The sequence below is a fragment of the Pseudomonas sp. BP8 genome (genome assembly GCF_017875955.1).
Classification (GTDB): Bacteria; Pseudomonadota; Gammaproteobacteria; order Pseudomonadales; family Pseudomonadaceae; genus Aquipseudomonas.
In genome coordinates this window covers 3,890,902-3,913,327 of the sequence record NZ_JAGINK010000001.1, presented here as the reverse complement: position 1 = coordinate 3,913,327, position 22,426 = coordinate 3,890,902, and the positions used below count along the sequence as shown (strand labels likewise).

The 22,426-nt window shown below is 61.7% G+C and carries 15 protein-coding genes; 5 read left to right on the top strand and 10 right to left on the bottom strand.

Features of this window, described 5'->3' with window-relative positions; translation table 11 throughout:
* Positions 1-150 precede the first annotated feature (150 nt).
* Complete coding sequence (locus J3B00_RS17045) at positions 151-2,238, top strand: EAL domain-containing protein (protein ID WP_209869019.1); 2,088 nt, start codon at positions 151-153, stop codon at positions 2,236-2,238.
* Here the strand turns inward: J3B00_RS17045 and J3B00_RS17040 are convergent.
* Positions 2,235-2,495 (bottom strand): DUF1652 domain-containing protein, encoded by a 261-nt coding sequence (locus J3B00_RS17040; protein ID WP_209869017.1) that lies wholly within the window; start codon positions 2,493-2,495, stop codon positions 2,235-2,237. The genes J3B00_RS17045 and J3B00_RS17040 overlap by 4 nt on opposite strands.
* A gap of 280 nt (positions 2,496-2,775) precedes the next feature.
* Entirely contained in the window at positions 2,776-3,423 is a 648-nt protein-coding gene (locus J3B00_RS17035; RefSeq protein ID WP_209869016.1) for a DUF1345 domain-containing protein, read from the bottom strand.
* Positions 3,424-3,733: 310 nt separating this feature from the next.
* Between J3B00_RS17035 and J3B00_RS17030 the strand changes: the two genes are divergently transcribed.
* Positions 3,734-4,648 (top strand): tyrosine-type recombinase/integrase, encoded by a 915-nt coding sequence (locus J3B00_RS17030; RefSeq protein WP_209869015.1) that lies wholly within the window; start codon positions 3,734-3,736, stop codon positions 4,646-4,648.
* Between the two features lie 49 nt (positions 4,649-4,697).
* Here J3B00_RS17030 and J3B00_RS17025 read toward each other — a convergent pair whose 3' ends face one another.
* Positions 4,698-5,396, bottom strand: coding sequence for a pirin family protein (locus tag J3B00_RS17025; protein ID WP_209869014.1), 699 nt, complete (start codon positions 5,394-5,396; stop codon positions 4,698-4,700).
* Positions 5,397-5,571: 175 nt separating this feature from the next.
* Between J3B00_RS17025 and J3B00_RS17020 the strand changes: the two genes are divergently transcribed.
* The gene (locus tag J3B00_RS17020) at positions 5,572-8,085 is read left to right on the top strand and encodes a UvrD-helicase domain-containing protein (RefSeq protein ID WP_209869013.1); all 2,514 of its coding nucleotides are present in this window, start codon (positions 5,572-5,574) and stop codon (positions 8,083-8,085) included.
* Positions 8,086-8,088: 3 nt separating this feature from the next.
* Here the strand turns inward: J3B00_RS17020 and J3B00_RS17015 are convergent, their stop codons facing one another.
* On the bottom strand, positions 8,089-12,978 hold the full coding sequence (locus J3B00_RS17015) for an NEL-type E3 ubiquitin ligase domain-containing protein (protein ID WP_209869012.1): 4,890 nt from the start codon (positions 12,976-12,978) through the stop codon (positions 8,089-8,091).
* Positions 12,979-13,174: 196 nt separating this feature from the next.
* Here J3B00_RS17015 and J3B00_RS17010 point away from each other — a divergent pair, with 196 nt between their 5' ends.
* On the top strand, positions 13,175-14,101 hold the full coding sequence (locus J3B00_RS17010; RefSeq protein ID WP_209869011.1) for an alpha/beta hydrolase: 927 nt from the start codon (positions 13,175-13,177) through the stop codon (positions 14,099-14,101).
* 189 nt (positions 14,102-14,290) lie between these two features.
* Positions 14,291-15,961 (top strand): MFS transporter, encoded by a 1,671-nt coding sequence (locus tag J3B00_RS17005; protein ID WP_209869010.1) that lies wholly within the window; start codon positions 14,291-14,293, stop codon positions 15,959-15,961.
* A gap of 105 nt (positions 15,962-16,066) precedes the next feature.
* Here J3B00_RS17005 and J3B00_RS17000 read toward each other — a convergent pair whose 3' ends face one another.
* The 6 genes from J3B00_RS17000 to J3B00_RS16975 form a co-directional block, all read right to left on the bottom strand.
* Entirely contained in the window at positions 16,067-16,636 is a 570-nt protein-coding gene (locus tag J3B00_RS17000; protein ID WP_209874940.1) for a hypothetical protein, read from the bottom strand.
* 128 nt (positions 16,637-16,764) lie between these two features.
* Positions 16,765-17,151, bottom strand: a complete 387-nt coding sequence (locus tag J3B00_RS16995) for a VOC family protein (protein WP_209869009.1) — start codon at positions 17,149-17,151, stop codon at positions 16,765-16,767.
* Between the two features lie 121 nt (positions 17,152-17,272).
* On the bottom strand, positions 17,273-19,474 hold the full coding sequence (locus J3B00_RS16990; protein ID WP_209869008.1) for an LTA synthase family protein: 2,202 nt from the start codon (positions 19,472-19,474) through the stop codon (positions 17,273-17,275).
* Positions 19,475-19,607: 133 nt separating this feature from the next.
* Complete coding sequence (locus tag J3B00_RS16985) at positions 19,608-20,888, bottom strand: hypothetical protein (RefSeq protein WP_209869007.1); 1,281 nt, start codon at positions 20,886-20,888, stop codon at positions 19,608-19,610.
* 47 nt (positions 20,889-20,935) lie between these two features.
* On the bottom strand, positions 20,936-21,694 hold the full coding sequence (locus J3B00_RS16980; RefSeq protein ID WP_209869006.1) for a hypothetical protein: 759 nt from the start codon (positions 21,692-21,694) through the stop codon (positions 20,936-20,938).
* Between the two features lie 32 nt (positions 21,695-21,726).
* Positions 21,727-22,407 (bottom strand): C39 family peptidase, encoded by a 681-nt coding sequence (locus J3B00_RS16975; RefSeq protein WP_209869005.1) that lies wholly within the window; start codon positions 22,405-22,407, stop codon positions 21,727-21,729.
* Positions 22,408-22,426 lie beyond the last annotated feature (19 nt).

The window sequence follows — 22,426 nt, the reverse complement described above, 5'->3', positions numbered from 1 at the left end:
AGCAACGCCGGCTTTAGCGGGACCATGGTGTGCACTGTTCCGGGATATTGGATCCATTATGATTCGCTAAAACCCCGTGCGTTTCGGCAAAGCTTGAGTACAATCATCGGCTTTTGCCCGGGGCTTTGCCTCCCGCCGCTGGAACTCGACATGCTGATCGGTACCTACTCCTCCTCGCTGGTGTTGATCTCGCTGTGCGTGGCGATTTTGGCGTCCTACACCGCCCTCGACCTGACCGGGCGTATCGCTACGGCCAAAGGCCGGGCGGTGCACCTGTGGATGGGTGGAGGTGCACTGGCCATGGGGGTCGGCGTCTGGTCGATGCACTTCATTGGCATGCTCGCTTTCAGCCTGCCGATCAGTCTCGGCTATGACCTGGCTCTGACGGCGCTGTCGCTGCTGATCGCGGTGCTTTCTTCAGGCTTTGCCCTGTGGTTGATCAGCCAGCCAACGCTGCCCTGGCTGCAATTGGGCTTTGGCGCGCTGATCATGGGGGCCGGCATCAGCAGCATGCACTACATGGGCATGGCGGCCCTGCAGATGCAGCCGGGTATCGACTACGACCCGACGTTGTTCAGTGCCTCGCTGGCCATAGCGGTGGGCGCATCGGCGGCGGCCCTGTGGATCGCCTTCCGCCTGCGCAAACACACGCCCTATGTGCGGCAGATCCGCGGTGCGGCCGCCGTGCTGATGGGGATTGCCATCGTCGGCATGCACTACACCGGCATGGCCGCCGCGAACTTCCCGGAGGGAAGCTTCTGTGGCGCGCTCGATGGCGGGCTGAGCGGCTCCGGTCTGGATTATGTGGTGCTGATCACCACCCTTGCGGTGCTGGCCATGGCGTTGCTGACCTCGGTGCTCGACGCACGCATGGAAGCGCGTACCGCCGAACTGGCGCGCTCGCTGACGCTGGCCAACCAGGAACTGACGCAACTGGCGCTGCACGATACCCTCACCGGATTGCCCAACCGTACCTTGTTGGCGGACCGTATCGACCAGGCCATCGGTAAAGTAGCGGAGCAGGGTGGTTGCTTTGCGCTGATGTTCATTGATCTGGACGGTTTCAAACCGGTCAACGACGCCTTTGGTCACCACGTTGGCGACCAGTTGCTCAAAGCGGTTGCCACACGCCTGCGCGGCCACCTGCACAGTCAGGACACCCTGGCGAGGATCGGCGGCGACGAGTTCGTCCTGTTGGTCGAACTGCAGGAGCTGGAGGACGCCATGGACGTGGCGGTCAAGCAGGTCAACCTGGTATCGCGCCCGTTCCGCATTGCCGAACATGACCTGCAACTCACCGCCAGCTTGGGTATCGTGCTCTACCCCGGTAACGGTCTCGACCAGTTGGAACTGCTGCGCAACGCCGACGCGGCGATGTACCACGCCAAAAACGCCGGCAAGAACGGCTACAGCTTTTTCGACGTATCGATGAACAGCAACGCCCGTCAGCAGTTGCAACTGCTGCAGGACATGCGCGCAGCCGTGGAGCTGGGCCAGTTTCGCCTGCATTACCAGCCCAAGTACGACGCCGCCCTGCGCCAGCCCATTGGTGCTGAGGCACTGCTGCGCTGGGAGCATCCGCAACAGGGCTTGCTGCTGCCTGACCGCTTCATTGGTTTGGCGGAGAAGACGGGTTTGATCATCCCCATCGGCGAGTGGGTGCTGGATGAAGCGTGCCGGCAGATGCGCCAATGGATGCAGCAGGGGCACGAGGAGTGGCGCATTGCAGTCAACCTCTCGGCTATCCAGTTCTGTCATGCAGGCCTGGTCGACAGCGTTGCCCGGGCCCTGCAGAGTAATCAGCTGCCGGCTAATCGGTTGACCCTGGAAATCACCGAAACCACTGCCATGCGCGATGCCGATGCCAGTTTGACAGTGCTGCAGAAGCTCTCCGACATGGGCGTGGACATCTCCATCGACGACTTTGGCACCGGCTATTCCAGCCTGATGTACCTCAAGCGCCTGCCGGCCAACGAATTGAAGATCGATCGCGGCTTCGTCCGTGACCTGGAGCACGACAGCGATGACGCCGCGATCGTCTCGGCGATCGTCGCCCTCGGCCAAGCGCTGGGCTTGCGCATCGTTGCCGAAGGTGTGGAAACCGACCGCCAGCAAGAGTTCCTGACGCGTTTGGGCTGCGACTCTTTGCAGGGTTACCTGATGGGCAAGCCGGTGCCGGCGGAGCAATTCATGGCAGGGCTGATGGAAGTGCGAGAAAAGGAAGTCAAACCGGTTTAACCAGCATCACGCAAGGTAAACAACGGCACAAACGCCGCCATTTCATCCTCAACCGCCTCAATGATGCGTTCGACGTCAGCAGCCGCCATGATCGCGGAGCAGGGGATGCCGGCGATGGCCAGGACGGTTTCACCCGTGCTGCGATCGAACAGCCGGGCGATCATGCTACGCGGCGCGTCCATGTTGGCCTCGAAACCGAGCGGGTGGAAGTGCCAGCGCATCACTTGGCAGGCGTTGGGGAACGTCATCTTGTTCATTGCCAGCCTCCTTGTTCCAGTTATCGAACAGAGTGATCGCGAGGCGCCGCATCGGGCCGTCGGACTGTAACGATAGCATCTGCCAAGGCAGTGTCTCGCAGAAAACATGACAAATGTACGAATGCTTGACCTCGGTCACAGCCAGCCCTGGCAGGGGTGGCAATGGGGGGTTGCCTGGCAAACGTTTTCGTCTGGCGGCAGTAGTGGTCTGCCGTCGGCGACGATTTGCGTCATCGGCCTGCACGCTAGCGGCTTTCGGACCAACGGTCAGGCGTTGGGATCAGCCGAGCAAGCCAGCGGCGATGTTGATAGTGATGCCGAGGATCGCCGTGTTGAACACGAAACCCACCAGTGAGTGGGCCAGGACCACCCGGCGCATTGCGCGGTCGGCGACGCCGACATCCGACGTCTGCACCGCGACGCTGAGGGTGAATGAGAAGTAGTGGAAGTCCCAATAGTCTGGGTTGCGTTCGCCTTCGGCAAAGCGCAGCGGCGGTTCGGCTTGCTTGCTGGTGTAGAACAGGCGCGCATAGTGCAAGCTGAAGATACAGCCAATCAATAGCCATGAGCCGGCCACTGTCAGCACGGTATAGAGGTAATGCAGGGCCAGGGCAGTCCCCTCCAGGCTGCGACTGACGCCCAGTTGCAACACCACAGCAGCGAGGCTGGCGATCGCTGCGATGCACACGGTGAACAGTACCAGCCCCGCATTTTCGTCCTCGATCTGAGCGACATTGCGCACCTGGGCCAGGCTGGCCGTGCAGGTCAGCCAGCCAACCAGCAGCAGATAAAGCCAGACGCCCAGGTTCCAGCCGGCGAGCAGGTGCTGGATAAGATCCTCGGCAGGAATCAGCCAGCCGCCAATGATCCCCGCCACAGTGGCGATGCTCAGGCGGGGGTGGGTGCGGGTCAGGCGGTGCAGAGCCATGAGGCCTCGTTGGCAGCGTATTGTGAACTCCACTCTAGACCACCGTTGCGCGCTGTTCGTTGGATATGGTCTTTGTGGGTACAGCCTTGCGGCGCGCCGGAGCGGTTGCGATGGGCTGCGCAGCAGTCCCAGGATGTTTCGGGTACCATTAACCTCCTTGCCATCCATAAAATTCTTGAATATCAAGATGATGGCAGTGCATCGGGTCATATTGACCTATTGTTTCTGTTGTCCGGCCGACTTCGTCGAGTCGGCTGGACGCGCTTTACGCTCCCGTCCACCGCTGGAGCTCCGTTACAGGATTCACGTTTTGTCCGACTTCCTGCACAACCCTCTGCTGCAGTACCTGGCCCGGCTGGCACCGTCCAGCCAGTTGACCATGCGCTACATCCTTCAGGATGCCGCTGACCGGCTGGGCTTTGTCGATTGCGATATCGCTGATGTGCCATGGCACCGGCTCGAACCAGGCCATGTGATTGCCCTGGTAGCGGCGCTGCGCAGCGATGATTACGCGCCCAATACCTCGTCGCTTTACGTCAACGCGGTGCGCGGGGTGATGAACGAGGCCTGGCGCCAGGGCTTGATCGATCATGAGCAGTTGCTACGCATCCGTGAGGTCAAGCCTGCAACGGGCAGCCGGCTGCCGCCGGGGCGTAACCTGCGCCGCAGCCTGATTCGTGAACTGATGGACGTGTGTGCTGCCGACCCTCGGCCCCAAGGCGTGCGTGATGCAGCGATCATTGCCCTGTTGTACGGCACCGGCATGCGTAAATCGGAGTCGGTCGACATCGACATTGTCCAGGTGGATTTCGCCGGTCGCAGCCTGCAGGTGGTAGGCAAGGGTAATCGCCAGCTGGTCAAGTACGCCCCGGCCTGGGCATTCGAGAAACTGCAGGCGTGGCTGGATCTGCGCCGGGCGCAACTGGCCGAAGGTGAGGCAGACGACAGTTTTCTGTTCAATCGCATCCGCCGTGGCAATCACATCACCCGAGCACGGATCACCAAGCACGCCATTTATTACATCGCTCGGCAACGAGGCGCGCAGGTCGGTGCGAAGATCATGCCGCATGATTTTCGCCGGGCGTTCATTACCCGTGTAATCGAAGAGCATGACCTGTCGATTGCGCAGAAGCTGGCGCACCACGCCAATATCCAGACCACGGCGGCCTATGATCGGCGCGATGACAATGAGCGGCGGCGGGCGGTGGACCGGTTCGATTATTGATCGGTATGGGCAGTGCTGGCCTCTTCGCGAGGCCAGCACAGGTATCACATCACGCGACGTCTACGAGCACGATCTCGCTGTCCTCGATCGCCGTTACCGTCAATACCGCTTCCTGCTCAATGGCCAAACCGTCGCGGGCATTGACCCGCACCCCATTGACCTCGATTGCACCCTTGGCCGGAACCAGGTAGCCGCGGCGGCCCGCCTCGAAGCGGTATTCGGCGCTGTCCCCAGCCCGCAGGGTGGCGGCTACCAGGCGAGCGTCGGCACGAATGCGCAGGCTCTCTTCGTCGCCATCCCGGCCGCTGGCCAGCGTGACGAAGCCCTCACCACGCTCCCCTTTAGGAAAAGGTCGGGTACCCCAGGACGGTGCATCACCGACACGCTCCGGGACGATCCAGATCTGGAAGATCCGCGTATCGACGTTCTCCAGGTTGTACTCGCTGTGGACGATACCGCTGCCTGCGCTCATCACCTGCACGTCACCGACTTCGGTCCGGCCCTTGTTGCCCAGGCTGTCTTCGTGGGTAATGGCACCTTCACGCACATAGGTAATGATTTCCATGTCGCGGTGCGGGTGGGGTGGGAAGCCGCTGCCAGCCGCGATCAGGTCGTCGTTCCAGACCCGCAGGTTGCCCCAATGCATCCGCGCCGGGTCGTAGTATTCCGCGAACGAGAAATGGTGATGAGCATCAAGCCAACCATGATTCGCATGGCCAAGGCTGTTGAAGGGTCGCAGTTGCAGCATGATCGTGCTCCATGAGTGGTTGGAATGGGCCAATGATGCATGCAATAAAGATCGAAAATAAGCGTAAATATCGGTTAAAAATGATCGTATTGATAGATATGTTGGCGTGTTGTGCTTTATGCGATTCATCGCCTAATGGTCTGATCTGCAAGCATTAGCTGGCGATTTCTCGCAGATGCGGCGAACATTAGCCGCTGATTCAATTTTCAACGGAGTGACCGTGTCGCACCAGCCCCCAGCCCCCGTCCAATTGACCCCGCCCGCCCAGTTGCCCTGGTTTCGCCGCCTGGCTGCACGTTTGCTGGGCCGCGGCCTGACCCGGCTGCAAGCACAACACCGAGACTCCTGGTTTCTCGGCCAGGCCAGCGGCCTGCGTACGGGACATGCCGATGGTGTGCGCGAGGGTTTCGAACAGGGGCGAGTCGAAGGCTTTGACGCGGGCCGCCAGGTGCTGGTGATCCGCGACATCCGCCCGGAGCACGCCAGCGTGCCTGGTGAGGACGACAAGCTGTTCGAGGACTGGCGCCTGCCGCTGACGGCAGAGCTGAAAAAGCGCTTCAAGGCCGATGTCGCCCAGCGTCTTCCGGCCGAGGCGCAACCCAGCGCCGCGCAGTGGAAGCTGATCTTCAGCGATACCCCGTCGACCTGCGTCGTGGCCGGTGCCGGTGCCGGCAAGTCGACTTCGTTGGTACTGCGCATCCTGCTGCTGCGCCACTACTTGGGCTACGAACTCGATGCCATGACGGTGGTGACGTTCACCCGCGAGTCGCGCAAGGACTTCATCAAGCGCCTGCTGCAGGTGTTTGCCCTGTGGCAGGCCAATCTGCCCGCCGCCAATGCTCGCGAACTGGTGCGCACCTTTCATTCGCGGATCCTGCCGCTGGTGCGCAGCCTGCCAGGCTTCGGTCAACTGCGTGCATTCGAGACCCTTGGCAATGAGTTGCCAGCCGGTGGCGAGGCCGATGCCGACAGCAATCCGTTCGACCTGCGTCTGAACGACGCCCAGCGTCAGCAGCTGAACCTGTGCTACCGCGATGTGCTGGCCGCCAGCCCGCGTTTCGCTGAGCTGATCGCTAGCCTGCGCCGTGAAGCCCTGCAACTGAAACCGCTGGACCCGGACCATCCCGACGTACAGAAGCGCGTCCAGGTGACTCAGCTGGCCGCACAGCGCGATGAGGAATTGTGTGATGTGATCGAAGACCTGTGGTTCGCCGCAGGCGCCTGGCCAATCAAAGGTATCGAGCCGTGTCGCGAGACGGTGGAGATCCGCGGTAGCCGCTTTCATGTGCAAGGTCGGCTGGAAGGCTCGGATGCTTGGGTGGTGTTGGGCTTCGACCCCTCGGAGAGCGCCCAGTACCAGCGACCTGGCGCCAAGCTCGCGGTGCGTGCCGAATGGGCCGTAAAACGGACACTGTTTCAAGCTTTCTGCGATAAGCCACTGATTTGGCTGGATAACTACGCAGCAGCAAAACGCCTTGCGGCCTCGTTGGCTGGGGATGCAGTGGCAGGCCCTGGCTTCGAGTACAAGGTCAAGGGCGAACTGGCAGCGACGCCGTTACTGGACGCCTTTGTCAGTGCTGCAGGCTTTATCGAGAACCTGGGCTTGGATGTCGGGCGCGCGGTGTCCGCCATGAGCTTCCCACCGGGCGACAGCGACGCGCTGTTTTTCGAAGCACTGGCGATGTACTGGAAAGCCCTTGAAACGCACCTGATGGCACAGTCGCCACCGGTGATGACTTACAACCGGATGTTTGCCCTGTTCGGCGAGAACAACCCGGAAAACCTGCAACTGCTGCCCGACCCGCTCCTGCGACCGCTGGCGCACCTGATGATCGACGAGTTCCAGGATGTTTCGCCACAGATCGTCAGCTGGCTGCGCGCCAGTCTGGCCGAGATCCGCCGGCGCGGGCCTGCCATGCACGTGGGGCGCACCGCCCAGCATGCCTCGCTGCTTTGCGTGGGTGATGACTGGCAGTCGATTTATGGCTGGCGGGGCAGTTCGCCCAAGTACTTCATGGAGTTCACCAAGGCATTCCCATCGCCCGCCAACACCCGGGTGATGCTGGTGGAGAACTACCGCAGCCAGCAGCAAGTGATCGATGCCGCCGAGCATCTGGTCAAGGGCGCGCCCGCCATTACCGGCAAGAAGGCCAAGGCCAGTGGCTTGGCTGCAGAGCTGCCGGTGTCGCCGGTAAAAGTGTTTGATCGCGACGAAGCCGCGCTGGGGCAGACCTTGATCGAGCACTATCAGCGCGGCGAATCGGTGATGATGTTGTTTCGAAAAAGCATCGATAAGCTATTGATTTCAGAGCATATAAAGTCTGTAGTTAATGTGGATTCTAGCTTGCCTGTCGAGCAGCGCAGGCTGCGGCAACTGACTTATCACAGTGCCAAAGGATTGCAGGCTGACGCGGTGTTCATGCTCGGTGACTGCCAGTACCTGACCAGTTCGCCTTACAAGAATCAGGTCTACCGCCTGGCGGGACTGGGCCGTGCCGGGGATGCCCAGGCATTTGACACGGCGCAGAAAGAAGAGGTGCAACGCCTGGCCTACGTGGCAGTAACCCGTGCGGTCAGGCATTGCTATTGGCATGTTGAACCGGTCAGCGGCGAAGCAGCCAAGCTGCCCCGTGCGTCCAGTCAAGTGGATGGCCGGCAGGCCTTCTTCGAAGACCTGCGTGGCCTCTAGCACTCAAGGCAAGGTGGTCTGCAGGCCGCGGGTAAGGCTGTCGAGAAGTCCCTGTTCGACCACTTTCTGCTCGGCCAGCAAGGCGTCCAACGCCAACTGATACTGGGCTGAGTTGAGCTCGACCCGCTGCAGTGCACCTTGGCTATCGCGCAGCGACAGACCCAGTACATCCTGCAGGGTCTTGACCAGCGAAGACGAGAGCGAGGTGACGGGCTCGGCGTCCTTGTCGAGGCAATAGTCCAGGTAGTCGAGCCCGTCCCGCCAATAGTCGGTAACCGCCTCGAACTGCGGTGCATACTGCTGGCGAAGGGTGCGCTGCCAGCTCGGTTGCTCGATCATCCATGCGCGGCGAGCATCCCGGTCGAGGTCCAGGCGACGAATCTCTGCCGTAACGTTGCGGAGGATCTGGGGTGTGAGCTGTGCGGTCTGTTCATACAGCATGCCTGCGCTGGGCTCCGGGTAGTCCAATGCTGAGGCCAGCCGTTGGCGCAAGGCCAGGCGAATTTCTATGTCGTCCACCAGCGCATCGATCAGGTCGCCGTCTGGCACTGCCTGAACGTCGTCGAGCGGGTCAAGGGCTGGCAGATTACTTTCGTTGCCAGTGACCTGGGCTTCCTGCAGCGCGGCCTTGCGGATCGTGCGGCGCAAGGCGATCCGCTCGGCCAGGGTGTCTACCTGAGCACGTCGATACAGTTTGCCGTACAGCGCCAGCTGACTTGCGACCGGGCTGTCACTGATGCTGGCGTGGTAGGTCAGCAGGCGGATCTCCAGGGCGCTGAATGCATCGGCCCCGGCATCGCCGCAGGTCGGTGGAAAGGCCTGGGCCAGGTCATTGAGGTCTTGGCGCAGGGTGTCATCCTGTGCAGCCTGCTCTAGCAGGTTCCACACCCGACCGTTCAACGCTTCAGGCTGTCGCTGTGCTTCGGCGGAGTGGCTCAGGCGCTCCAGAACCCCGGCCAGGTCGCTGTTCTCGCTCTGTTCGAAGAGTGACGCCCAGAGCTGCTCTCGGGCGGTAGACGCGCCTGTGCGCCACAGGGTCTGCCAGTCTGGCATTTCAGCTTGGTGCTCGAAGACATTCACCCCTGTGGCGAGCAAGCGTGACCGGGTTTGCTCAATCATGTCGTTGTAGCTGAAGCGCCAGCGGCGGCCCGGCAGGTGCGCCGCGAGGTCTCTGGCAAAGGGGGTCCTGAGCACGCTGGCCAGGTCAGGCAGGGTGTGGATGCGATTGAACGACAACTCAAGGGTCCGCAACTGATACTGCGGCTGGCTCATCAAGGTGGTCAGGCCGTCGGGCCAGGCCTGCAGGTCACAATGGCTCATCGACAATTCGCTGAGACGGGCCATGTAACGTAGATCAGGTGCCGTCTGCAGTGGGTTGAAGTCAAGATTGAGTGCACGCAGGTGGATCATGTCCTGAAACCGTTGCGCTAGCGTCTGATCAAGCGCGATGCGGTTGTTGGAAAGGACCAGTTGCTCAAGCTGCAGGCTCCCCAGCAGGGTGATGTCGGCCTCACTGAGCTGGATGCTGTTTCGGCGCAGGTCGAGTCGGCGCAGCCGGGGCATCATGCGCAGGACATGCCGTGCCTCGTTCGACAGGGTCGTCAGCGTGGTTTGAGTGATCGACAGTTCAGTCAGCTTGGGCGTTGCTAGCAGCGCCTGGATCAATGCGTTGGCATCCAGCCGGGGGTTGCCGGTGACGTGCAATCTTTCAAGGTTCGGGAAGCAAGCGAGAAACTGTCCTTCAACCCGTTCAAGTACCTGCGCTTCAATGTTGAGTGAGCGAATGTGGGGAAAGCGCGCTGTCAGTGGCGGCAGTTCTGCGAGGCGCATGCGCTCCAGGGTCAGGCTGTCGCGAGTGTTACCGCCCTCGCGACGCCAGGCGTGCCGGAGCACTTCGGCGCACTGCTGGCGTTCTTCCCGCTCGAGGATGTCCGCCGCTGCATCCACCCAGCGTCTGAGGCCCTGCTCAAGCACGCTGCGCTCAGTCTCCAGCTGGCGGATGGCGTTGGCGATATCGTTTGTCTGGGCAAGCTCAACCTGCAGCTCACTGAGCTGATGGCTATCCAGCTCTGGATACAACATTTGCAGGCGTCGAGCTGGGGCGGTGCCGGTGCGCCTTGGCACCCCGCGACCGCTCAGTGGATAGCCCAGACGCCCATGGCTCAGGCGCAACGGCGAGCGGTAGCCGGGTTGAATGGGTTGCTGACCGATCAGCCGCGCCGCCTGCGCCCGGTCATTGGCGGCGGCCTCGAACAGCAACTCGCCACTCAGCCCTGGGTTGTCGGCTTGCAACCCCTCGATCAACAGGTCGCTGTCGGCAGTGGCCAGTGCTGGCTGGTACAGCCCAAGGATCGCCCGATCAAGACGCAGCTGCGCCTGCAAGCGACGTGCTTCCTCCAGGACGCGCAAGGGAATGCGTGCAGATGCAGACGCTATTTGCTGGCGCTCAAGCACAGACGCATGACTGACCACTTCTTCGATGATCAGCGACGGCAGGCCTGGGAACTGTCCGCTCAGTCGTGTTCCGGCAGCTGTCGGTGCGGGTTGCTGGCGCTGATAGAGGCTCTGGGTTATACCCTGACGTCGTTGCTCGAGGTGGTCTGCCAACCGATTCTGTAGCGCCTGGCTTCGCGCGTTGGGCGCTAGTGACGTGTCGCTGAAAACGGCCGGATCCTGCAGCTGAGCGAGGACAGCCTCTGCCAGCTCGCCGTTGTCCAGTTCGGTGCGACTGATCTGCACGAATACATCGCCCGACTGTGCAGGTAGCCGGCCATAGCGCGTGGCTTCCCCCCAGCGCTCGGGGCCATGGAATACTTCGATGACATGGTTTTCAGGCCAGCCTGGCAGTTCAACCAGTGCGGGTACGGCAAAGTTCTTGTAGGCGGCCAGCGGGCGGGCATGGCGTACATGCTCGATCATCAGGCGCGCCTGGCGTTCAGCCTTGAGCCGCGCCAGTGCATCTTCGAATGCGGCGGGCAGCTTCGTCCCGGACAGATACAGCCGTTGCAGCACACCGTCGTCGAACGGGCCGCTGCGCCAGGCATGCTCCAGTGCTTGCTGGCTGAGATCGTCATCAAGCCGGCCCAGGCGGCGCAGCAATGTTTGCCGATCCCACTCCAGCGGCGAGTCGTCGGCCAGTCGCCAGGCACCGGCGCCGTTATCGGCCAGCGGCGGGGCGTAGGCCAGCGGCGCCTGCGGGTGGCGAACTCGCCAGGTACCGTCGTGGTCTTGGAACTGCTCGCAAAGCGTGCCGTCGATCCGCGCGTAAGTGCGCCCGTCGATGTGGTACTGGCCGCGCGCATCCGGACTTTGCAGGGCGGGAATTTCAATCGGGCTTGCATAGCCCTGTAGCGTGGGATGCCACAACCGTTCGCGGTTACCGATACGAATACTGCGCATGGCATCGACGAAGCCCGATGCCTTGAGTGCCGCCCCCCCGCCGCCCACGGCGCCAACGACTGCCAGGTTCAGCAGCACTGATTGCAACTGCGCCAGCGCCTCGGCGTTGTCGCCTTCTTCCCAGGCCTCGATGCCATGGAACACGCTGCCCATGATCTGCGCTGCACCGATGGTCAGCATCAGTGGGTTGAGCACAGGCACGCACATGGCGGCAACGTTCAGCAGCGTCAGGCCGACCTCCAGCCAGTGCTCGAGGCGCTCGAGGCGTACCCTGGCATCAACATCGGCAGTGGGCACTGCGATTGTCCGGGCATCGGCCTTGATCCGCTCGACATGGCTGCGTTCCAGGTGCTGCCATGGCTGGCTGGGTAGCAGCTCGTCTGAGCTTTGCAGGTGGATGTGGGTTCGAGATATCAGTTCCTCGCCGCTTGAGTTGTCGGCGTTTGTGAACAACGCGCGCTTCAGGCGGGTCATCAGCTCGGGCTGGACGGCCCGTGGGGCGAGGGCTACGAAGTACTTGCGAAAAGCCTCATCAAGCAGCTTGCCGCGCATGTGCTGGAACACTTGCCCCAAAGAAATGAACTCCCTGAGCGGATCGTCAGCGCCTGGCAAGTAAAGGATGACCGGATCATCCTTGCCGTTTTCGGCCGGTGCTATCAGTAGCATTTCGTGGATGGGGATGCCGAACAGCGTGATTTGCCAGGTGCGCAAGGGACGTCGCGCGTAGTCGGGCGCTGGTGCATTACCGCAGAGCGCATGCAGGGCGGCCGAAGCAGGCAAGGAAATCAACTCCTTGAGCCTGGCGATGCGGGTTTGCACGCGGAATTCATCGCGGCGAGCCCGAATGGCCAGCGCCTGGATCTGCTCGGCGGCGGTACCGTGGTAAATACTGGCCAGGTGGTCTTGATAGCGCTGGCCCAAATCCAGATCCCGACACTGCTCGATGAAGTCAGTCAGGTTCAGCCCGGGCAGCGCGCTGAAGTCGGTGCGGCTGACTTGCAGGCCACTCAGGCGTGTGGTGTCGCTCAGGCCTTCGAAGTTGTGGAGCGCAGCTTCTAGCAAGCTGCGCAGTTGCGCTTGGCCGCGGGGGATGATCGGCAGTTGTTCGCTCGGCACGTTAGGGCCCGAGGGCAGGCCGCCTGGCTGCTGTACCTGGGTCGGTTGAAAACGGTACTGCGCCTGAGTTACCGGTACGTCAATCGCCAACCGCTGCTGCAGTAAAGGCGTGCAGAACGCACTGATGCCCTGAAGGTCGGCTAATAGCGCCTGCAGATCCCGGAGCGTTGCGTCGCGCTGGGCAATGGCCCGGCGCAGCGCTTGCTGGTCAAGCTCTGCAGCCGTGGTGAACCAGTGGTAGGGGTTGCCGTCCTTGTCCAGGTAGTCCTTTTGCAGACGTTGCACGAACTGGCCGATCTGGTCTTTGGGCAGTTGCTTGCTCCACGCAGGCAAACTCCTGGTGATCTGGGCGAGGTGGTAGGGAAGGGTGTGGGGCATGGTCGAGCTCCTGGTCTATGTGGTGGTCATGGAGCCAGACCGTCGCCGGGTTGGTGCGATACATAGGTAGCGCCGTGCAGGCGTCGCTGACGTGCAAGTCACCGTCGGTCAGGGGCCAGCAGGCGGGTGCTGCCTGAGCCATGGTAAATCGCCGGCCTGACTCGCAGGCGCCAGGCAACAGCCAGGGAGAGAGCCCATGCGTTCGCAGTTCAGTCCCAAGGACCACCTGCTCGATCTCGACGGTATCGAGATCGCCGTGCGCAGCTGGGGGCCGGAAGACGGTATTCCGGTCCTGGCCTTGCACGGCTGGTTGGACAACGCGGCCTCGTTCGAGCGTCTTGCTCCGTTGCTCGATGGTTGCTTCGTGGTCGCCCCGGACCTGGTCGGCCATGGTCGGTCGGACCACCGACGGCACGACAGCGGCTATTACCTGTGGGAGCACGCCGAAGACATGTTGGCGGTGGTCGACAGCCTCGGCTTCAGCCAGTTTCACGTACTTGCCCATGGCATGGGCAGCGGCATCGCGACACTGCTGGCCGCATTGACCAGCGGCATCGCCAGCATGATCCTGCTCGACGGCATGGGCGCGCCGTTTACCGTCGCCGAGGATCAGCGGGTGCAGCACCTGGCCAAGGCCTATCGGCTCAAGCGCCTGGTGCGGCGTAGCCGGCTGCAAGGCTTCAGCGAGCCGGACGGCAGTCAGTTCGACAACCTTGAGGCGGCGCTGCTGCAACGGCGCAGTCGCCTCGATGGGAGCTTGTCGGACGACGCTGCACGGCTATTGGCAATGCGTGATCTGCTGCAGGTCGGCGACGGCTATTGCTGGCGTCATGATCCGCGCCTGGTGCTCCCCGAGCCCATGCCCCTGACCGAACGTGAGGCGTGCGAGCTGCTCGGCCAGGTCAATTGCCCGCTGTACCTGATGCTTGGCCGCCAAGGGGTGTTTGCCGGCGACGGTTTCGCCCGGCGTGAAGCAGCCTTGCCGCGACAGGCGAAAGTCTCCTGGCATCCGGGCGGGCATCATTTGCACCTGGAGGCGCCCGATCGGGCGTTGGTCGATCAGATTCTGCGGGTCTTGGCCCGCCACGAACAGGGTTCACTGCAGCGCTTGGTCAACGAGTAAAACTGTCCTGCCGGCTGGCGAGTGGATATCCCCGCAAAGCCGATTATGCTTGAGCTTACCTTGCTGCGATCCGAGGCGGTTCGCTTCGTCGTGCTTCGCGCATCCGTGATCCAAACAAGCCCAAGGGCCAGGGTGCGGTGTTTTATCTATGAGGTACTCCGGCCTACAAGAACAAGACGGAGGCAACCCATGGCGGTAATCGACAGCACATCGGCGGGCAATACGCCCAAACGCGGCATCACCCGGGAGGAGCGTAAGGTCATCTTCGCTTCTTCCTTGGGCACCGTGTTCGAATGGTACGACTTCTATCTCTACGGCTCACTGGCAGCGATCATCGCCAAGCATTTCTTCGCCGGCGTCAACGAGACCACTTCCTTCATCTTCGCCTTGCTGGCATTTGCCGCAGGCTTTGCCGTGCGACCGTTTGGCGCGATCGTGTTCGGCCGCTTGGGCGACATGATCGGGCGCAAGCATACCTTTCTCATCACCATCGTCATCATGGGCTTGTCGACCGCCGTGGTCGGCTTATTGCCCAGCTACGCCACCATTGGCGTAGCGGCGCCGGTCATCCTGATCACCTTGCGCCTGCTGCAAGGGCTGGCGTTGGGCGGTGAGTATGGCGGTGCGGCTACCTACGTGGCGGAGCACGCGCCCAAGGGCAAGCGCGGGTTCTTCACGGCCTGGATCCAGACCACCGCGACCCTCGGCCTGTTCCTGTCGTTGCTGGTGATCCTTGCCTGCCGTACGGCGATGGGCACCGAGGCCTTCGAGGCATGGGGCTGGCGGATTCCGTTCCTGCTGTCGATCCTGCTGCTGGCGATCTCGGTGTACATCCGCCTGCAACTGAATGAGTCTCCGGTGTTTCTCAAAATGAAGGCGGAGGGCACATCCTCGAAAGCGCCGCTGACCGAATCCTTTGCCCGCTGGGACAACCTCAAGGTAGTGATCATGTCGCTGCTGGGCGGCACCGCCGGGCAGGCGGTGGTGTGGTACACCGGGCAGTTCTACGCGCTGTTCTTTTTGCTGCAGACGCTCAAGATCGATCCGCAAACCGCCAACCTGCTGATCGCCGGCTCACTGCTGATCGGCACGCCGTTCTTCATCGTGTTTGGCAGCTTGTCCGATCGTATCGGGCGCAAGAAGATCGTCATGGCTGGCTGTATCATTGCCGCTTTGACCTACTTCCCGATCTTCAAGGCGCTGACCGAGTACGGCAACCCGGACGTGTTCGTCGCCCAGGAGCAGAATCCGGTGGTAGTGGTCGCTGACCCGGACCAGTGTTCGTTCCAGTTCGACCCGGTGGGCAAGGCCAAATTCACCAGCTCTTGTGACCTGGCGAAAACCCTCCTGGCCAAACGCGCGATCCCTTATCAAAACGAACGGGCCGAGCCCGGCAGCGTGGCCCAGATCCGGATCGGCGAGCGGGTCATCCCCAGCTTCGATGGCAGCAGCCTGGCGGCGGCCGACTTCAAGGTCCGTAACGATGCGTTTACTGCCACCCTCGGCGGCGCGCTCAAGGAAGCGGGTTACCCCGAAAAGGCCGATCCGGACAAGATCCACTACCCGATGGTGCTGCTCCTGCTGACCATTCTGGTGATCTACGTGACCATGGTGTATGGCCCGATCGCCGCATGGCTGGTGGAGTTGTTCCCGGCGCGCATCCGCTACACCTCGATGTCACTGCCGTATCACATCGGTAACGGCTGGTTCGGTGGTTTCCTGCCGACCGTGGCCTTTGCCATGGTGGCCGCCACCGGGGACATCTACTACGGGCTGTGGTATCCGATTGTGATCGCAGTGATGACAGCGATCCTTGGCATCCTGTTCCTGCCCGAGACCAAGGACCGCGATATCACCTGACGTACCGGGGGGGGGGCAGTAACGACGCCTTCGCGGGGCAAGCCCGCTCCTACAGGATCACCTAAATCCTGTAGGAGCGGGCTTGACCCGCGAAGGCGTCAGTGATCAGCCCAAGTCGCCGCGCAGCGTAAAGGCATAGCCGGTGTCGACAGCCGAGGCATCGCCCCGGCTCCAGGTCTTTTTCAGTACGAACTCGAAGGTAGGTTCGTAAAGCCCGTCGCGCTGGACCGCACCGGCCAGCACTTCGACGTTGTACCAGCCATTGTCCAGCTCGATGATCGGTCGATTGGGTGCCTGATAACGCGCCAGCAGATCACCCAGGGTCTTGTTGGTGAAGTGCTGGAGAATGCGCCAGGTGAACAGCATCACTGCGCGGTTCTCCACCCTCAGCACGTAGCCGCCTCGGCGGTGCTGCAGGCGGCTGCCTGGCTCGAGCAGGGCGGGCGTCTCTTCGTCGACGCTGAAGATGATCGTGTAGGGCAGGTTTTCAATGCCAGCCAAGGGCAGCACGACACCTTCGAGCACCGCTCGATCGCCACTGTCGGTGTGGGTGAACTCGTAAGCGAGATCGTCGGGCAGGTCGTTTTCCTGTTTGAAGCGCGCCAGCAACTGGATGTCACCCAGCAGAAAATAGTCAATCAGGTCGTTGAGCACTTCGCTGAATTCGTAGCGCATGGTGGTTTCCTTGTTGTGGCTGCGCTGAGGGGCGTTGGGGCTGTAGCGGAACGCTCGGTGGGTGGCGTTGATCACTGGCGTCGCCCTGGCCGGCGATCAGGCACTCGCCAGCCAGCACGACAAATGACTCAATGACGCTGGGCGATCTGGATCAGGTTGCCGCAGGTATCGTCAAATACCGCGACGATGACCGGGCCGAGGTCGGTGGGTGCTTGACGGAACTCGACGCCGGCCTTGCACAGGCGGGCGTACTCGGCGTGGATGTCGCGCACGGCAAAAGAGGTGGCGGGTATGCCGTCCTGTTTGATCGCAGTCTTGAAGGCCTTGGCGGCCGGATGCGCGTCGGGTTCGAGCAGCAGTTCGACGCCATGGGGGTCGTTGGGTGAGGTGAGGGTAAGCCAGCGGTGCCTGCCCATGGGCACATCGTGTTTGGGTTCGAATCCGAGAACGTAGTGGTAGAAAGCCAAGGCCTTGGCCTGATCGTCGACAAGAATGCTGGTGACCACAATCTTCATGGGGCACGTCCCTCTGTGACGGGTATTATTTTTCTTAGAGTAAAGACGCTCTGGCGCAGTTCACCAACAATTACCCGCTAGCGGCCCCATCGCGGCGATCACCACGACGGGGCCGGGCCCCTCAGCCGGAGTGCGCGATATGCCCATCCTGCAGCTCATCAACCGGGTCTTCATCGCCCGGCATCGCGGTAATCACGCTGAAATCGCTGACTTCAACTTCGCCACCGCCGTAGCCCAGCAAGTGGAAAGAAAACGCCTTGCGCAGTGACGGGTTGTCAAAGCTGAACTCCAGCTCCATGGGTTCGCCGGCAGTGACTGCAATCTCATCGGGCAAGCCCAGCGGCACGTCTTGCTCGAACTCTTTGGCCTTGAGCTTGATGTAGGCTGTGTGTTGCGGATCCAGCGCGCGCACCTTGACCCGCACCCGGGTATGCGAGCCTTCGGGCATTTCCAGGTATTGCGCACCGATCAGGTTGTCCGCCCAGTCGTCGCGAATGCTTGGCTGCAGGGCAATCGCCGAGGGGCCGCCGAACTGGTAGCGCAGGTTGAGCGGCGTCTGAAGCAGCGATTGGTCGAGGCTGGCTGCCAGGTCACTGATCTGCTGGCCGATCATGCCTTGACCACGGCCCAGGTACTCGGCCTTGTCAGCGATGAATCCCTGACTGGCATAGCGCCGGCAGCGCTGCTGGAAATCGCACTCGGTCAGCACGCCCTGGCCATCGTGGTAGCGCAGCATGCCGTTGGTAAAGGCGATCATCTCGCGGCCTGTGTCGTAGTCGCGCAGCAGTGAGCGGCCGCCCAGTGCAGCCGGGATTGGCAAGGCGAAGTAGTCGAGCAGCGAGGTGGTGAGGTCGATGTGGCCGTAGGTGCCCTTGTTCAGGCGCGGTAATTGCGCCTGCTCTGGCGCGAGGATCAGGTTGAAACCCCAGGACGAGGCCAGGCGCACGCCGTCGATACCGTGCGATTCGTCGGAGGTAATCACTACCAGGGTGTCTTTCAGTACACCTTGGCGTTCGAGATTGTCGAGAAAGTTACCCAGTGCGTCGTCCAGGTAGGCCACCGCCGCCTGTTTGGGCGTGTCGTAACGCTGCAAATAATCGTCCGGGGCCGAGTAGGGCTGGTGGGTGCCGACGGTCAGCAGAGTGAGCATCCACGGTTGCTTGGCCTTGCGGAGCTGGCTGACATAGTCTTGCGCGCCTTCGAAGAACGCCCGGTCATCCTTGCCCCACGGGAACTCCAGGTAATTGTCGTTGCTGAACCACTCCAGCCCGTGCACCGACTCGAAGCCGATGTGCGGCATGATCCGGTCCTTGGCCATGAAACGCAGGCCAGCACCCTGCAGGTAGTGGGTGGCAAAGCCGGCCTGGCGCAGCTGCGCCGGCAGGCAGGCCTGGTTGCGCGCCTCCTGGGTCAGCAGCTCGACGCCCTTGGGGGTGCCGTTGGCCAGTTTGTCGTAGTCGCCGCAGAGCATGGCGTACAGGCCGCGGATGGTCTGGTGGGTGTGCAGAACATAGTCGGGCGTGTTCATGCCGCGCTCGGCCCAGCGGCTGAGGTTGGGCATCAACTCCTGGTCGAAGCGGCTGTGCAGCGCTTCTCGATTGGCCCGGATGTAGGCGCCGGGGATTCCCTCCAGGGTAATCACCAGCAGGTTGCGGGCACTGCCGGGCGCGTCGATCAGCTTCTGCCCATTGAGGTCGGACTGGGTCAGGCCGTTGCTGGACAGCGGCGGTACCGGCAGGTCATCACCGATCCAGCCGCTGGCCTTGCGTTGCAGATCGCCGACAGCGGCAGAGAGCAACTGGTGCGGCAAGTTGTACTGGCGCCATTGATCGGCGTCCGACGGCAGCAGGTGCTGACTGGCCCAGTGCGCACCGAGCAGCAGCACAGGCACTGCCCAGGCCGTGCGCGGCAATGCTGCGGCATTCTGGCGACGGGCGTGGTTGCGGGTCAGCAGCCAGGTCAGCAAACCGGCAGCAAGGGTCCACGGCAACCAGGGGTGGGCGAGGGCGCCACCGGTGGAGTTCTCCATGAACTGCGGATCGACCAGGTAGCCCAGGTCGGCCGCGGTAGGCAGCCGGCCGACGGCGCTGACCAGCTCGGCTGAAGCGATCAGGAGCACGCCCCAGGCCAGCAGGACGGGCAACGCCAACCACCAGGCACGGCGCTGTAACAGCAGGACCAGCAGGCTGCCGATCGCCAGGTCGGAAAGGTATCCGAGCGGATTGGACCAGCCCAGCAAGGCGCGTACGCCGAGGGGTATAAACAGCACCAGTGCTGCCAGGCTGATGAGCCGGGCGCGGGGGTGGCCGAACATGTTCTTCACAAAAGCGTCCTTCTTGCCATGAAACCGTCACACAAATCTGCTGAATGATAACAGGGACGGGGCGAGAAGGCCGGGCAGACAAGCCAGGTAACCAAAAACGCCGGCCCGAGTCGGGCCGGCGCTGGCCAAAGGGTCAGAAGTAGTAGGGGAATTTCAGGCTGAAGGTAAAGTCTGGCGCGTCGTCGGTAAGGCCGATCGACAGGTTGGGCACGATGGTCAGGTTGTCGGTCGCGGCCAGGGTCAGACCGACATTGAAGTTGGCCGCGTTGTAGTCGCTGCTGGAGATTGACTGCCAGTCGCCGCCATCGGGCCTGATCTTGCTCTTGCGGGCAAACTGGTCGGTGACCGAGAACGACATGCTCATCTTCTCGTTCAGGGCAAAGGCAATACCGGCGCCAATCTGCCAGGAGTCGCCGAGCTTCACATCACCGGGGACTTTACTGCCCTCCTGGGCACTGATGTCGCTGAACGAGTCCTGCATGTTGTAGGTGTAGGAGAGGCTGCCGAAGAGCACCGCCGGGTCGAAGGTCTTGACCAGCGAGATACCCGGTGTGATCGCCCAGACACCGTTACCGGTCGGCAGGCTCTCAGGCACTGACAAGTTGTCGTTGGTGGGGTCGCTGACCAGCTTGATGCCGTAAGGGTCATCGCCGGTCGGCGCCTTGACCCGCAGCGTAACCACCGCGTCAGGCAGACTCTCCGACTCATCGAGAAACTTGTAGGCCACGCCGAAGTTGATGTCGCCGATGGTGGGGTCGCGGGTGACGGTAGCATCGGAAGTCACCGGGCCGGCTCCACCTGCGCCGCCAGAAGAATACGTCGATTCGCGGTAGACAACCGGCACGTTTATGTCGAACTGCCAACGTTGATCGAGGTTGTAGCGCGCAGTCAGGTCAAGGGTCCAGTTGTCGGCCTTGATCCGGTCGAGGTTGATCTGGCCGAGAAAGATCGAGTCAAGCGCCAGGAACCCGTTGAGGGTCAACGCCCGCGTATCGTAGTGGGTGTAGGTAATGCCGGTTTCGACACTGAACTTGCCGCCACCAAAGAAGCCGCTGGCTTCGTCGTACAGGTTGGACACGCTCTGAGCGGGCTCGGAGTCGTCCTTGAGCGATTGGCCATAACCACTGCCAGAGGTTCCAGGCGCCCCGGAGGCCACCGTCTGGGCGCCCTTGACGCCTTCGGCGGGGGACTTGGTCAGGCGTTTGGGAGCAGGGGCTGCGGGGGCTTCTTCAACTTGCCGAACGCGTTGTTCGAGGACCATCAACGCATTCTGTTGAGCTTCGTAACGCTGTTTCAACGCCATGAGTTCTTGTTTTAGTGCTTCGACCTGAGGGTCCGGTGCTGCGTAAAGCAATGTAGCCGGGGTCAGGCTACTCAAACATACGATAGCTCTGATCGTTAACGATGAATGCATGGGGTTAGCCGTCCCTTCTGACTACATATGATGAGACTGAGCGTAGATCAATATCCTAGAGCGCGAAGACCTTTGAGCTGATCAAGGTTGCCGTTCATGGAGGCCGCAGTCGGCACGTTTTCCCGCATTACCACATTCAGTGAAGTGACGTTGCTGACCTGGTTGCCACCTCCCAACAACGTGGTGTTCTGCATCAGCCCACCCTGGGCCAGGCGCTGCACAGTGCTGCCCTGATTATTGTTGGCGACGATATCAAGCTGCACGCCGTTACCGGTCGAGGACACGCTCAATGAGCCCGCGCCATTGGCGCCGGTCAAGGTCGAACCTGCGGTCAGGATTTGCCCTTGGGCTGGGCTGGCGGGCGCTTCATTGCCCTTGCTGACATTGATGTCGACATTGTTGTAGGCGGTGTTGTTATCGCCGGCAGCGCGCACCACCTGGGTAACGCCTTCGGTCGTGTTGAGGCCACTGCCACCGGTGACAATGCCGGTGCCCGGATTCGCGCTAGCGTTTTGCGAGATCGCCGAGCCGGTTGCTTTGTCATCGATCATCGACACATAGAACTCGGGCTTGATCGTTGATTGCTGAATCTGCATCGAGGAGGTTGCGCCGATGACATCGCCCTGGGCATTTTGCCAAGTGCTGGTCATGACCACGCCGAAACTGACGATGCGCCCCGGCATCACGTAGCGGCCACGCAGGTTGGCCAACTCCTGGTCTTTCAATTCGATCGGCTTGAGTGTCTGGGCCTGGGTCGGCAGGCTGGTGGCCAGGCAAAGCACGGCTACCCAGATGGAGGTTTTCATTGGAGGCTCCCGGAGCGTCGTGCTCCTTATGATTAGAAGAAGTCGCTTTGGATGAATCCGAAATCCATCAACTCTGCGTCTTGCACCGGGCGGAAGTTGTCGATGCGGTTTTTCGCGGTCAGTGGTAGCGGTGGGTCGATCAAGACATTGTTCTTGTCGTACCCCTGGCCGATGACGGCGAAGATGATGCCGTTCCAGCCTTTGACAAACTCTTCAACCTTGAACCGTTTATGGCCGAGTACCGGATCACCGATATAGGCCCAGCCTTTGTCGACTTTTTGCAGGACGACAAAGTGTTTGTAGCCGCGGATGTCCATCAGGACCACCACGGGAATACGGATATCGTTCAAGCTTTCGGGCGTCACCTTGTAACCCCGTGCGCGCATGCCCAGGCTCTCTACGTAGCGCTTCATGTCGAGCATCGAGAAGCCTTGGGTGCGGACCAGGTCCTGATCGGCGTGGGCCAGCATGCCTTCGATGATCTGGTGCTCGTCCACGTCCAGCCAATAGGCCTGGCGCAGGATGGTTCCCAGTGCAGCGGCGCCGCAACTGAAGTCGGTTTTCTGTTGCACCAGGTCGGCAAACTTGCGTTCACGGATACTCTGGATGGGCTTGAACACCACGGCCCCTCCCGGCATCACCGAAAGTGGCATTTGAGCGGCTTCGCTCAGGCTGGCCATGCAAAGCAAACATGCCAAGGCGATAATACGCATGATCGAAAGCCTTCAGGTT